13 protein-coding genes are annotated in these 12,538 nt (G+C 67.5%); 6 read left to right on the top strand and 7 right to left on the bottom strand.

Going from position 1 to position 12,538, the window contains the following annotated elements:
• The first annotated feature begins 88 nt into the window (after positions 1-88).
• The 3 genes from AB0E63_RS24575 to AB0E63_RS24585 are packed head-to-tail and all read left to right on the top strand — an operon-like array spanning position 89 to position 2,699.
• Positions 89-1,450, top strand: coding sequence for a ferredoxin reductase family protein (locus tag AB0E63_RS24575; protein ID WP_360370539.1), 1,362 nt, complete (start codon positions 89-91; stop codon positions 1,448-1,450).
• 5 nt (positions 1,451-1,455) lie between these two features.
• Positions 1,456-1,959, top strand: a complete 504-nt coding sequence (locus tag AB0E63_RS24580) for an FMN-binding protein (RefSeq protein ID WP_360370542.1) — start codon at positions 1,456-1,458, stop codon at positions 1,957-1,959.
• Complete coding sequence (locus AB0E63_RS24585; RefSeq protein ID WP_360370545.1) at positions 1,956-2,699, top strand: FAD:protein FMN transferase; 744 nt, start codon at positions 1,956-1,958, stop codon at positions 2,697-2,699. The genes AB0E63_RS24580 and AB0E63_RS24585 overlap by 4 nt, the downstream gene beginning before the upstream one ends.
• A gap of 16 nt (positions 2,700-2,715) precedes the next feature.
• On the opposite strand, the gene AB0E63_RS24590 is transcribed toward AB0E63_RS24585, so the two are convergent.
• The 3 genes from AB0E63_RS24590 to AB0E63_RS24600 all read right to left on the bottom strand — a co-directional run bounded on the left by AB0E63_RS24590 (position 2,716) and on the right by AB0E63_RS24600 (position 5,883).
• Complete coding sequence (locus AB0E63_RS24590) at positions 2,716-3,606, bottom strand: carbohydrate ABC transporter permease (protein ID WP_360370548.1); 891 nt, start codon at positions 3,604-3,606, stop codon at positions 2,716-2,718.
• A gap of 1 nt (position 3,607) precedes the next feature.
• Positions 3,608-4,450, bottom strand: coding sequence for a sugar ABC transporter permease (locus AB0E63_RS24595; RefSeq protein ID WP_360370551.1), 843 nt, complete (start codon positions 4,448-4,450; stop codon positions 3,608-3,610).
• Between the two features lie 83 nt (positions 4,451-4,533).
• Entirely contained in the window at positions 4,534-5,883 is a 1,350-nt protein-coding gene (locus AB0E63_RS24600) for an extracellular solute-binding protein (RefSeq protein ID WP_360370554.1), read from the bottom strand.
• Between the two features lie 268 nt (positions 5,884-6,151).
• Here AB0E63_RS24600 and AB0E63_RS24605 point away from each other — a divergent pair, with 268 nt between their 5' ends.
• Positions 6,152-8,515: a glycoside hydrolase family 3 N-terminal domain-containing protein gene (locus tag AB0E63_RS24605; RefSeq protein ID WP_360370557.1), complete on the top strand. Its 2,364-nt coding sequence runs from the start codon at positions 6,152-6,154 to the stop codon at positions 8,513-8,515.
• A gap of 4 nt (positions 8,516-8,519) precedes the next feature.
• Entirely contained in the window at positions 8,520-9,569 is a 1,050-nt protein-coding gene (locus AB0E63_RS24610) for a LacI family DNA-binding transcriptional regulator (protein ID WP_360370560.1), read from the top strand.
• Between the two features lie 18 nt (positions 9,570-9,587).
• Here AB0E63_RS24610 and AB0E63_RS24615 read toward each other — a convergent pair whose 3' ends face one another.
• From AB0E63_RS24615 to AB0E63_RS24625, 3 genes are read right to left on the bottom strand one after another with little or no spacing between them, the layout of a single operon-like run.
• Positions 9,588-10,244 carry a hypothetical protein gene (locus AB0E63_RS24615; RefSeq protein ID WP_360370563.1) on the bottom strand — a complete coding sequence of 219 codons (657 nt, stop codon included), beginning with the start codon at positions 10,242-10,244 and terminating at the stop codon, positions 9,588-9,590.
• Entirely contained in the window at positions 10,241-11,059 is an 819-nt protein-coding gene (locus tag AB0E63_RS24620; protein WP_360370566.1) for an ATP-binding cassette domain-containing protein, read from the bottom strand. Before AB0E63_RS24620 ends, AB0E63_RS24615 begins: the two co-directional genes overlap by 4 nt.
• Before the next feature lie 30 nt (positions 11,060-11,089).
• Positions 11,090-11,332, bottom strand: a complete 243-nt coding sequence (locus AB0E63_RS24625; RefSeq protein ID WP_360370569.1) for a hypothetical protein — start codon at positions 11,330-11,332, stop codon at positions 11,090-11,092.
• A gap of 34 nt (positions 11,333-11,366) precedes the next feature.
• Here AB0E63_RS24625 and AB0E63_RS24630 point away from each other — a divergent pair, with 34 nt between their 5' ends.
• Positions 11,367-11,825: a hypothetical protein gene (locus tag AB0E63_RS24630; protein WP_360370572.1), complete on the top strand. Its 459-nt coding sequence runs from the start codon at positions 11,367-11,369 to the stop codon at positions 11,823-11,825.
• On the opposite strand, the gene AB0E63_RS24635 is transcribed toward AB0E63_RS24630, so the two are convergent.
• On the bottom strand, positions 11,761-12,538 hold a 778-nt coding region (locus AB0E63_RS24635; RefSeq protein ID WP_360370575.1), incomplete at its 5' end, for a glycoside hydrolase family 3 C-terminal domain-containing protein. The genes AB0E63_RS24630 and AB0E63_RS24635 overlap by 65 nt on opposite strands.

Below are 12,538 nucleotides of genomic sequence, written 5' to 3' on the forward strand. Positions count from 1 at the left end.
CTTCACAGCTGACTCACAGCCGGCGCGAAGGTCATCCACAGACCGTCGGCCGACACTGAGGTGGTTCCGCCACACCCCAGGAGAGCTGATGATCGACGGACGTCGGGCCCGCGCCGACGGCGCGCTGCGTGTCGGCGCGATGACGGTGCTGTGGCTGAGTCTGCTGCTGGTCTGTTACTGGTGGGTGGCCGACGGCGGCGTCCAGGAGCTGGGTGGCTGGGCAACCGGCCTGACGGCGGTCGGCCGGCTGACCGGTCTGGTCTCAGCCGTGCTGTTGCTCGCGCAAGTCGTCCTGATGGCGCGCGTGCCATGGCTGGAGACCGCCTTCGGGCAGGACCGGCTGGCGCGGATTCACCGGCTCACCGGCTTCACGTCGTTCAACCTGATGCTCGCGCATGTCGTCACGATCACGTGGGGGTACGCCGAAGGTGAGCTGGCCAAAACCCCCGCCACCCTGTGGGACCTGACCGTGAACTACCCGGGCATGCTGCTGGCGGTCGCCGGAACTGCCTGCTTGTTCCTCAGCGTGGGAACGAGCATCCGGGCGGCCCGCCGGCGGATCCGCTACGAGTCGTGGCACCTGCTTCACCTGTATGCCTATCTCGGCGTCGGACTCGCACTTCCACACCAACTGTGGACAGGGCAGGAGTTCCTGGCGTCGACCGGCCGGACCGTGTTCTGGTGGACGGCCTGGGCGGTCGCGGCAGCGACGATCATCGTCCACCGGGTCGGCGTACCAATCTGGCGCAACACGCGGCATCAACTCCGGGTGACAGCCGTCGTACCCGAGTCCGACCAGGTGGTGTCGCTGTACGTCGCCGGCCGCCGACTCGATCGGCTTCGCGCAGAAGCAGGTCAGTTCTTCTCGTGGCGCTTCCTCGGCCGCCCCGGGTGGACCCGAGCGAACCCCTACTCGTTGTCCGCGGCACCTGATGGCCACGGTCTGCGGATCACCGTGCAGGAGACCGGTGACGGCAGCACGGCACTCCGCTCGATCCGGCCAGGTGCCCGTGTACTGGTGGAAGGCCCGTACGGGCGCCTCAGTCCGCGCGCCCGGACGCGGGGGAAGATCGCGTTGATCGGCGCGGGTGTCGGCATCACTCCACTGCGATCGCTGGCCGAGGGACTCAGCTACGCCCCGGGTGATGCCATCCTCGTGCAGCGATACGGCGACGAGCCCCTGTTCTCCGGTGAGCTGCACAGACTGGTGCGTGAGCGTGGCTTGTCGCTGCTCACGTTGCCCGGCCATCGTCGCAGTCCCGATTCGTGGTTCGGCCAAGGCATCGGCCCGATCGACGACCTACAGGCCCTTCTGTACTGGATTCCCGATATCGCCGAGCGCGATGTCTACCTCTGTGGTCCGGATCGCTGGGCCGAGCTGGTGAAGCACACGCTCGAGGCTGCCGGTCTGCCGGCCGGCCAACTCCATCTCGAGACCTTCAAGTGGTGACCGCCGTGAAACGTATCGTCCTCTGGTTCCTCACTACGACGTCCGTCGTCGTACTGCTCTTCGCTTACCACACCTCGACCTCCGGACCGCAAGCCACGGCGCCGCCCATCAGTGGTGGCTCGGTGAGCAGCACGCCGACGCCCAGCGCCGCGGCCGGCTCCGGGTCCGGTGACGACGGGACCGACGACGGCGAGACGCCCTCTCCTTCGACGTCTCCCACGCCTTCGTCATCCGCGACGACTACTGTCACCGGTGACGTCGCCTCGACGCAGTGGGGCCCCGTGCAGGTCCAGCTCACCTTGCAGGGTGGGAAGATCACCGACGTCAGCGTCCTGCAGTACCCGAACGGGAACCACCGCGACGTCGAGATCAACGACTACGCGTTGCCGATCCTGATCGACGAGACCAAGCAAGCGCAGAGCGCCCAGATCGACATGGTCAGCGGCGCCACGGTCACCAGTGACGGCTACATCCGTTCCCTGCAAAGCGCTTTGGACCAGGCGAAATGACGACAGCCCGGTACGTCGAGCACGTGATGGGCATGCCGATCAGCCTGGCGTTACGCGGCCGCCACACCGACGACGAACCCGCTCGGCGGGCCTGGGCCGAAGCGCTCGAGATTCTCCGTGCGGCGGATCGTGTCTTCAGCACCTACCGCGCCGACTCCTACATCTCCCGCCTCGACCGCGGCGAACTCAGCCTCGTGGACTGTCCGCCCGAGGTCGCCGAAGTACTGGCGCTGGGCGAACGGGCCCGAGTGGAGTCCGATGGCGCGTTCGACGTACGGCGTTCCGGTCGATTGGACCCGAGTGGGGTCGTGAAGGGCTGGGCGGTCGAACGGGCCGCACGTGCCTTCGACCAGCTGCCCGACACCGACTACTGCCTGTCGGCCGGTGGGGACCTGACCTGCCGCGTGGTCGACCCTGATGTCCCTGCGTGGCGGATCGGCATCGAAGACCCCCAGGCCCCGGACAACCTGGCAGCAGTGGTCCCGATCCGTCAGGGCGCGATCGCCACGTCCGGCCTGAACCGCCGAGGCAACCACATCACCGATGCGCGGACCGGTAGGACGCCTGGTGGACTGGCTTCGGTCACGGTCGTCCACCCGAGCCTGACGCAGGCCGACATCGACGCCACTGCGGCGTTCGCGCTTGGCCCCGACGCCCTCACCTGGCTTGAGGGCCGCCCAGGCCGCACCGGCCTGATCGTCTTCCACGACGGCACCCGCCGGCTCTACGGCACTACGTAGAGCCGGCGGGTGTGAGTCAGCGGCTGAAACCGGCGGTCAGGCCGCTGAGCAGTTGCCGGCGGCCGATGGCGTACAGGATGACGATCGGCAGTGCGGTGAGCACGACCGAGGCGAGCACCGCTGGGACGTTCACGCTGAACTGACCCTGGAAGGTCCACAGTGCCAGGGGAAGCGTCCGCTTCTCCGGGCTCTGAGTCAGGATCAGCGGGAGCAGGAAGCCGTTCCAGACGAACAGGCCGTTGTAGATGCTGACCGTGACGAGCGCCGGCCTGGTGAGCGGCAGTGCGAGGCTGTGCAGCATCTGCCATTCGCTGGCGCCGTCGACGCGCATCGACTCGAACAGTTCCTTCGGCACGTCCCGGATGAAGTTCGTCAGGACCAGTACCGACAGCGGGATCGCGAACGCGATCGAGGGCAGGATGAGTGCGAGCAGGCTGTCGTACAGCTGCATCTTGATGATCAGCAGGTAGACGGGGATGATCACGGCCTGCAACGGGATCGCCAGCCCCAGCAGGAACAACCCCATCACCCCGCCGAGGAACTTGCTGCCGACGCCGCGGATGATCGCGTACGACGCCATGAACGAGATCGCGACCGCAGGGACGATTGTGCCGACCGTGATGATCACGCTGTTGAGGAAGTAGCGCGGGAAATCGTTCTGGATGACGAGCTTGTAGTTCTCCCAGGTCGGGGCGTTCGGCAGCGCGAACGGGTTCTGGCTGAAGAACGCGCTCTGGTCCTTGAAGCTGGTGATGACGATCCAGTACAGCGGGATAATCACGATGAGGAGCCAGATCCAGCCCGCGAGACCGCCGAGCCAGTTCATCCGCAGCAGTTTCCGGACATGGTGCCCGCCGCTACGGGTACGGCTGCTCGTCGTCCGAGCCTCGCTGGTAGCGACTGCCATCTCAGGCCCCTTCCTGCTGGCTTGCCGTCGTACTGCCGCCGAGCCGGCGCAGAATCAGCGCCAGAATCAGGCCGAGCACGACCAGGATGGTCGCGATCACGCTCGCCGGACCCATCTGGTTGGACATGAAGCCGCGCTTGTACATGTCGAGGGCGAGCACCCGGGTGGAGTCACCCGGTCCGCCCGCGGTCAGCACGAAGATCAGGTCGAAGAAGACCAGCGAGCCGACCACGATCAGCGTCGTCGACGTGATGATCGTGTATTTCAGTTGCGGGATCGTGATGCTGAAGAACTGCCGGACCCGCCCGGCGCCGTCGATCGACGCCGCCTCGTACATCGTGGTCGGGATCTGCCGGACGCCGCCTTGGTAGATCAGCGAATGGAACGGGATGAACTGCCACGAGATGATGAAGATCACCACACCGATCGCCAGGTTGCCCTTACCGAGCCAGTCCTGCGCCAGGAAGCTCAGGTGCAACCCTGCGGCCAGGCCGAAGTTGGGGTCGAGCAGGGCCTTGTAGGTGATCGCGATCGCGGCCGAGCTGAGCAACAACGGGATGAAGAACAAGACGGCGAGGAAGCCGCGGTAGCGCTGCCGGCCTGCCAGGAAGGTTCCGAGCAGCAGGCTGATCGGGGTCTGCACGAGCCAGGACAGCGCGATGATCTCGAACGTGACCCACAACGAGTGGTACAGCCCGGGATCCCTCAAGACCGATCGCCAGTTGGAGATGCCGGCCGTATGAATGGCGCCGAGGCCGTCCCACTGGGCGAAGCTCAGCGCGAACACTCCGATCAGTGGGACGACGCCGAACAGCAGGAACATGAAGAGCGCGGGCAGCACCATCCAGGCGACCGAACCGCTCCGCCCAACGCCGGAGGAGGACGGTGTTCGGGTCGCCGCCGGCGCGACGGGCGGAGCGGCAACAGTCACTGGCCGATCACCGCGTTCATGCTGTCGGCGAACTGCTGCGGGGAGATCGACAGCTGGAACAGCTTGGCGATGTTGTCGAGCAGCGTCTCGGCCTGGGTCGGGCTGAGCGCCTGGTCCCAGGACTGGGCGAAGTTCTTCGCGTTCGCCGCCGTGTCGTAGACGAAGTTCAGCCACTCGGAGTCGTTCTTGTCCGTGATCGACGAGAGCTTTTCCTTCGCGCTCTTCACGACCGGAATGTTGCCGGACTTCACCCAGGCATCCACCGTGGCGTCGTCGAGAGTGTTGTTCGCGATGAACTTCTTCGCGGTGTCCTTGTCGCCCTGGCTCGCCTTGGAGGAGACCGACATGTACTGACCCGGGTTGCCGACGGTGTCGCTCGGGTCGCCCTTGCCGCCGTCGTACGTCGGGAAGTTCATGTAGCCCATGTGCCCACCGGTCACGAAGTCGCCACCAGACGCCTTCATGTTGCCGTACGTCCAGGCGCCGTGCAGCATCATCGCGGCCTTGCCGGTGTAGAGCAGGGCCTGGTCGGCGTTGGAGTCGGCGGTGATCGAGGAGAAGCCCTTGATGAAGCCGTTCGCCTTGATCAGGTTCTGCATCTCCTCGAGTGCCTTCAGCGCGGACGGGTCGGACCAGCCGTTCGCCTTGCCCTCGTAGATGTTCTGGAAGACCTCGGAGCCGCCGATCCGGTCGAACAGGAACTCCAGCCACATCATGTTGGTCCAGCGCGACTGCCCGCCGAGCGAGAACGGCGCGATGCCCTTCTCGTTGAACTTGGGCACCAGGTCCATGATGTCCTGCCACGTCTTCGGGGGCTCGGCGCCGATCTTCTCGAACGAGCGCTTGTCGTAGAACAGCACGATGGGCGTCACCGTCTCGCCCGGCACCGCGTAGAGCTTGCCGTTGACGGTCGCCGCCGTGAAGGCGGACGGGAAGATCGAGTTCTTCAGGTCGGCGTGCTCGTTGTTGAACCAGTCGGTCAGGTCCTCGACCTGGCCGGCTTCGACATAGGCCTTGAGGCCGCCGCCGCCCCAGCCCCAGATCAGCGTCGGCCCCTGGCCGGCGCCGATGGCGGTCTTGATCTTGGCCTTGAACGCGTCGTTCTGGAACTCGGTGGTCTTGATCTGCGTGCCCGAGTTCGCGTCGTTGAACCGCTTGACCTGCGCCTCGCGGATGGCCTGCTGCGGCTGACCGGTGAGGAACCAGTACGTCGTACCGGTGCCGGCGGCCGCGCCGGTGGTGGAACCGGGCGTGCTCTTCGGGCCGGAGCTGCCGCACGCGGCGAGACCGGCCGCCAGAGCGCCGCCACCGACCAGACCGAGGAAGGTACGCCGGGATGTCGTCATGGGATCCACTGTGATCTCCGTACTCCGTGCTGCCCCCACAGGTTGCGAAGGCACCTGTCAATATGACTTGTTTTCGAAACATAGATTTCGGAGATAGCGCTGTCAAGACTTGAACTACTGGCAGTTTGGGGTCACAGTGAGGTCACGGATTCGCCTGCTGTCACAGGCGATCGACAGCTTGGTTCAGATCTGTGACGAGCGGCCGAGACCATCGAAAATGTTTCGATACTTTGTCACCGAAACAGGATCGTGTTAAGGGAGAATTTTCTTGTCCAGCCAGCCTGAACAGCCGTGGCGCGATCCCGCCCTGCCCGCCGACAAACGTGCCGACCTGCTGCTGCAGGCGATGACGCTGGAGGAGAAGATCGCCCAGCTGGGCAGCCGGTGGGCCGGCAACGACATGGCCGACACCGAGCTGCCCGCGGACGAGACGATCAACGTCGCGCCGATGGAGGACGTCTTCGCCGCCGGCGGTTCGCTCTCGCTGGAGGACGCCAGCCGCGACGGTCTGGGTCATCTGACCCGGGTCTGGGGCAGCGTCCCGGTGACGGTCGAGCAGGGAGTGGCCGAGCTGATCCGCCAGCACCAGGTGGTGCTGCGCGACTCCCGGCTCGGCGTCCCGGCTCTGGTCCACGAGGAGTGCCTGACCGGATTCACGACGTACGGCGCGACTGTCTATCCCGCGTCGATCGCGTGGGGTGCGACGTTCGATCCCGGACTGGTCGAGCGGATGGCGACCGCGATCGGGCGCGACATGGCCGCGGTCGGCGTGCACCAAGGGTTGTCGCCGGTGCTGGACGTGGTCCGCGACTACCGATGGGGTCGCGTCGAGGAGACGATCGGCGAGGATCCGTACCTGGTCGCGCTGCTGGGATCGGCGTACGTGCGGGGTCTGCAGAGCGCCGGCGTGCTGGCGACTTTGAAGCACTTCGCCGGGTATTCGGCGTCCCGCGCCGGGCGCAACCACGGACCGGTGTCGATGGGCCGGCGTGAGCTGCTCGACTTCATCCTGCCGACATTCGAGACCGCGATCGCGACGGCCGGCGCCGGTTCGGTGATGAGTTCGTACGCCGACATCGACGGGCTGCCCGCGAGTGCGGATACCTGGCTGTTCGGCGACGTACTGCGCGATGAGTGGGGTTTCGACGGCACGGTCGTGTCGGACTACTGGGCGGTGCCGTTCCTGGCGTCGATGCACCGGGTTGCCACTGACAACGCCGATGCTGGCGCCGTGGCGTTGACGACCGGCACCGATGTCGAACTGCCGGACACGATCGGCTTCGCCGGGCTGCTGGACAAGGTGAAGGCGGGGGAGGTGTCCGAGGAGGTGATCGATCGCGCGGCCCGCCGGCTGCTGCTGCAGAAGGTCAAGCTCGGCCTGCTCGATCCGGACTGGACTCCCGAAGGTTCGGTGCGGTCCGGTGGAGTCGATCTTGACTCGGCGGAGAACCGGGCGATTGCTCAGGAGCTCGCGGAGAAGTCCGTCGTACTGCTCGACGCCGGCTCGGCCTTGCCCCTGTCGGCTGGTGTGAAGAAGGTCGCCGTGGTTGGGCCGTGCGCCGGCGATCCACGGACGTTGATGGGGTGTTACGCGTTCCCGAACCACGTCCTGCCGCGGTACCCGGACCGTGGGTTCGGCATCCAGGTGATCGCGCCGTTCGATGCCTTGAGCAACGAGTTGCCGGACGTGGATCTCGTGCATGTGAAGGGCTGTGAGGTCACCGGGGAGGACCGATCCGGGTTTACGGCGGCGGTCGAGGCCGCGCGCGATGCGGATCTGTGCATCGCGTACGTCGGCGACCTGTCCGGACTGTTCGGCCACGGCACCTCGGGCGAGGGTTGTGACGCCGAGGACCTGCGGCTGCCTGGTGTCCAGGGCGAGTTGCTCGACGAGCTTCTCGACACCGGCAAGCCGGTCGTCGTCGTGGTGGTCTCGGGTCGGCCCTACGCGCTCGGCGGGATCGCGGATCGGGTTGCCGGGCTGGTGCAGGCGTTCATTCCGGGCCAAGAGGGTGCCGCGGCGATCGCCGGCGTACTCAGTGGGCGGATCGTGCCGAGCGGGAAGCTGCCGGTGCAGATCCCGCGGCACGTCGGTGGGCAGCCCGGTACGTACCTGCAGCCGGCACTCGGCAGTGTGGAGAGCGCGGGCATCAGCGGTCTCGAGGCCCGGCCACTCTTCCCCTTCGGCTATGGAGCGTCGTACACGAGTTTCGCGGTCGAGGATCTGCGGCTGAGCTCGGCGGAGATCGGCGATGACGGTGAGTTCACTGCGACCGTGCAGGTGCGGAACACCGGCGAGCGGGCGGGCGACGAGGTCGTCCAGCTCTACCTGCACGACGTGGTGGCGCGAGTCGCACGGCCGTTGAAGCAGCTGACCGGGTTCGCGCGGGTGTCGCTGGAGCCGGGTGCGGCGGTCGACGTGACGTTCCGTGTGCACGCCGATCGGACGGCGTACACAGGTCCCGATCTGCGGCGGATCGTCGAGCCCGGTGACTTCGAAGTGATGGTGGGCACGTCGTCGCTGGACCTGCCGTGTCGTGGTTTTGTCAGGGTCACGGGAGATGTGAGGGTAGTGGGACACGACCGCGTGCTGACCACGCCGGTCGCGATTCAGGATCCTGGAGGAGGGTGATGAGATGTCGCAGCTGAAGGGTCGCGTCACCCTGGCCACGGTGGCCGGCACGGCCGGAGTTTCGGTCGCGACGGTTTCCAAGGTGCTGAACGGTCGCAGCGACGTCTCCCCGGTCACGCGGGCGCGCGTCCAGGAGATCCTGCAGAAGCACGGGTACGTCGGCCGCCGGCCCGAGCCGGTCACGCGAGACACCGTAGAGCTCTTCTACCAGGGCGTCGTCAACGCGTACTCGGTCGAGGTGATCCAGGGCGTGGTCGAGGCCGGCCAGGCGGCCGGCGTGGACGTCGTCCTCAACACCCACCCGCGGCATCGCCAGATCGCCAGCGCGGGCCGGGCGGCCCGATGGATCCGTGACCTCATCGCCAACGGCCGCCGCGCCGCGATCGGTATCACCAGTGATCTGACCGACGCGGACCTGGCCGCATTGTCCCGGGCCCGGCTGCCGCTCGTGGTCGTAGACCCGGGGAACGTCGGGGCGCCCGATGTGACCAGCGTCGGCTCGACCAACTTCGCCGGTGGCATGGCCGCAACCCAGCACTTGTTGTCGCTCGGGCACCGGCGGATCGGCTACGTCGGCGGCCCGCCGACCTCGGAGTGCAACCAGGCGCGGATCAGTGGCTTCCGCAGTGCGATGGAGTCCGTCGGTGCGGATGTGCCCGCGGATTACGTCTGGTTGCAGGACTTTCTGTACGACGACGGCGTGGCCGGCGGATCGGCGTTGCTCGACCTGCCGGACCGGCCGTCCGCCATCTTCGCCGGCAGCGACGAGGTCGCGCTCGGCATCCTGGAAGCGGCCCGGGCGCGCGGATTGCGTGTCCCCGAAGACCTGAGCGTCGTGGGTTACGACGACACCGAGGTGGCCCGGCTCGCGTCGCCGCCGCTCACCACTGTGAAGCAGCCGCTCCGCGAGATGGGTGCGGTCGCTCTCCGAACGGCGCTCCAGCTCGCGGCAGGCGAGAGCGTCTCATCGCACCATGTCGAGTTGGCGACGAGCCTGATCGTCCGTGGGTCGGCCGCGCCCATCCACTACTCTTCAGCAGCCGCCGCGTCCTGAGTCACTCCGCCACCTGAGTCACTCCCGTCGGTCGGAGAGCGCTCTCGTTACGAACACTGCGGCCCCCAGCATGGATGCAGCCAATGCGGTCAGGAGCGTGATCGGTACGGCGGCGCCGCCTACCGTGCGCCCGTCGGACAGCAGCGTCATCAGCGGCCGGATCGGCGAGATCCAGCGGATCAGCAGGACGACGAGGATCGCCGCGGCCGCGGTCAGCATCGCGATGCCGATCCGCGGGATGACCAGCCGCGAGCAGAGCAGCCCGATCGCGATCCCGATCATCGCCGTACCGAGCTGGGCGGCCGCACCGACGAGAAGATCGCCCGCGGTGACGACGTGCTTCCCGGTGACGATCGGGTAGATGAGGCCGACCAGGAGCAGCGGAACACACCAGGTCAGCACAACAGTGACCGTGATCGCGAGGACCCGCAGCGAGCTGCCGATCATGACCAGCGTGATCTGGTGCTGGGTCGGGTCCTCGTGATTGACGATGCTCACCGACAGCCAGGTCGTGCAGACGAGCATGGCGAGAACGCAGAACGCGTACGACGACTGCAGTGGCCCGTTGTCGGACGTCGTACCTACGGCCAGCGCGGCGAGGAAGATCAGCGTCGGCGGGAGGTACCGCTGGGAGAGCAGCACGCTAGTCACCAGGTAGCGATAGAGAGCGCTCACTCGGGCTTCACCTGCCGGACCGTGGTGACCGACCAGCCGTGGTTCAGCGCGGTCAGCAAGGCGGCGTCGTGGCGGCCGGTCGGCAGCGTCAACGTGACGCCGGTGTCGTGGCGCCGTACCTCGAGGACGTCGGGTTGCCGGGTCCAGTCGAGCTCCGCGCCGGCGACCAGCGAGATCTCGGTCAGGCCGGCCACGATGCCGTCGGTCGGATGAAGGTGCCCGTCGCGCAGTTCGCAGACCCTGGTCGCGGTCGAGCGGACCACCAGCTCGGAGTGCTCGGTGAACGCGACCGCGGCGCCCTGCCCAGCCGCCTCCGTCAGCAGCTCGCGCAGGGTGGCGTGAGCGGTGGCGTCGAGTCCGGCCCAAGGCTCGTCGAGGACGAGGAGTTGGGGTGGATCGATGAGCGCCTGGGCCAGCGCGACCTTCTGCGCATTCCCCTTGGACAGCTTCCGCATCGGTGTGTCCGCGCCACCGGACAGCGCCAGTCGATCGAGCAGTTCACCCGCGCGATTTCGGGCCACACTGGAGCTCAGGCCGCGGATCCGACCCATATGCCGCAGGTACGCCGACGCCGACAAGCGATCGTGCGACGCGAACACGTCGGGCACGTAGCTCACGACCCGCGCGTTGCGGCGTACCGTTCCACCCGACGGCCGGGACAGACCGACCATCAGTTTGAGCACTGTGGACTTGCCCGAGCCGTTGGCGCCGACCAGTGCGAGCAATTCACCCGCGTTCACCCGCAGGTCGACGTCGGCCAGGATCTCCCGCCGGCCGTACCGCTTGGAGACCGCTCTCAGGCGCACTACTTCCATGCGGCGAGCCTATCCACGGGTGGGGGTTCATCACGGCCGCCAGCGGCCCGCGATCCGGCGGCCGGTACGAGTGAGGAAGCGACCGACGACGAGATCGCCGGTCATCATCCCGGCGGCTCCCGCGGCGAGTAGCCAGCCGGCGCGAGGTCCGGCGTACGGGACGAAGAGTGCTTCGCAGCCGACCATCAGGCCGTCGCGACTCAGCGAGCAGGGGTGGTCCGGCGTACTGCGAGGGCTCGGCCCGGACGTCCGCTGGCTCGGTGACGGCCGCATCCAGGTCAACCGATGGGATTATCCGGTCACCGACGTGCGGGGCCGCGACCTGATGTTCATCGCCGCGCATACGAACCGCGTCAACGTCAGCTGGCGAAAGCCGGACCGCTTCGCGCTGACCTATCCAGTCACCGGGATCTTCGCCGGCACTGAGACGCCGGACGAGCCGCTGGTCGAGTTGCTGGGCCGCAACCGCGCGCGCATCTTGGTCGAGGCCGCCGGCCCGGTCAGTACGACGTTGCTCGTCGCAACGACCGGTCTGTCCCTGGCCACGGTGTCGGACCACCTTCGGGTCCTCACCGGCGCCGGACTCCTGGAGCGACGGCGGTCCGGACGCTCGGTCCTCTACTGGCAGTCCGACACCGGCCGTCGCGTCGTACGACGACCGGCGTCGAACCAGTCCGAGCCGGGCTCGTCCCGCCGGGCAGCTAGCGGATCTCCAGCTCGGTCGAGAGCGGCAGATCCGACACGGACGAGCCGGCCCGGAGAATGAAGGCACCGGGCTCGGTGGTCCAGCCGTTGTCCCAGTGTTCGAAGGCGTGGTTGTGCAGGTTCACGGTCAGCTCGCGGGCCTGGCCGGCCTCGAGCCGTACGACGGTGAACCCGGCCAGCCAGCGGACCGGGCGGTCCACGGTGCTTTCCGGGCGTTCGGCGTACACCTGGACGACGTGCTTACCGGCCCGCTCCCCGGTGTTGCGGACGGTCAGCGCGACGGACGACGGGTCGTTGGCGCGGAGGTCGGACAGCTCCCACGTGGTGTAGCCGAGGCCGTGGCCGAACCCGAACGCGGGCTCGGTGCCGGCCCGGAGCCAGGCGCGGTAGCCGATGTGCACGCCCTCGTCGTACCGGACGATGCCATCGCGCGGCGTGACGTCGATGACCGGTACGTCGGACTCTTCGCGCGGCCACGTGGTCGGGAGGCGTCCGCCGGGCTCGACGACGCCGAGCAGTACGTCGGCCAGCGCGTTGCCGTACTCCTGGCCGCCGAAATAGGTCACCAGCAACGCCGCGACGTCGTCACGCCAGGGGAGTAGGACGGGTGAGCCGGCGTTGACGACCACGACCGTCCGCGGGTTCGCCGCGACCACGGCCCGGACCAGGGCGTCCTGCCGGCCCGGAAGCGTGAGCGTCGTACGGTCGTGGCCCTCGGACTCGACCTTCGAGTTGGTGCCGACGACAACGACCGCGACCTCGGCGGCGCGCGCC

The sequence above is a fragment of the Kribbella sp. NPDC026596 genome (assembly GCF_040638415.1).
In the GTDB taxonomy this organism is placed as follows: domain Bacteria; phylum Actinomycetota; class Actinomycetes; order Propionibacteriales; family Kribbellaceae; genus Kribbella.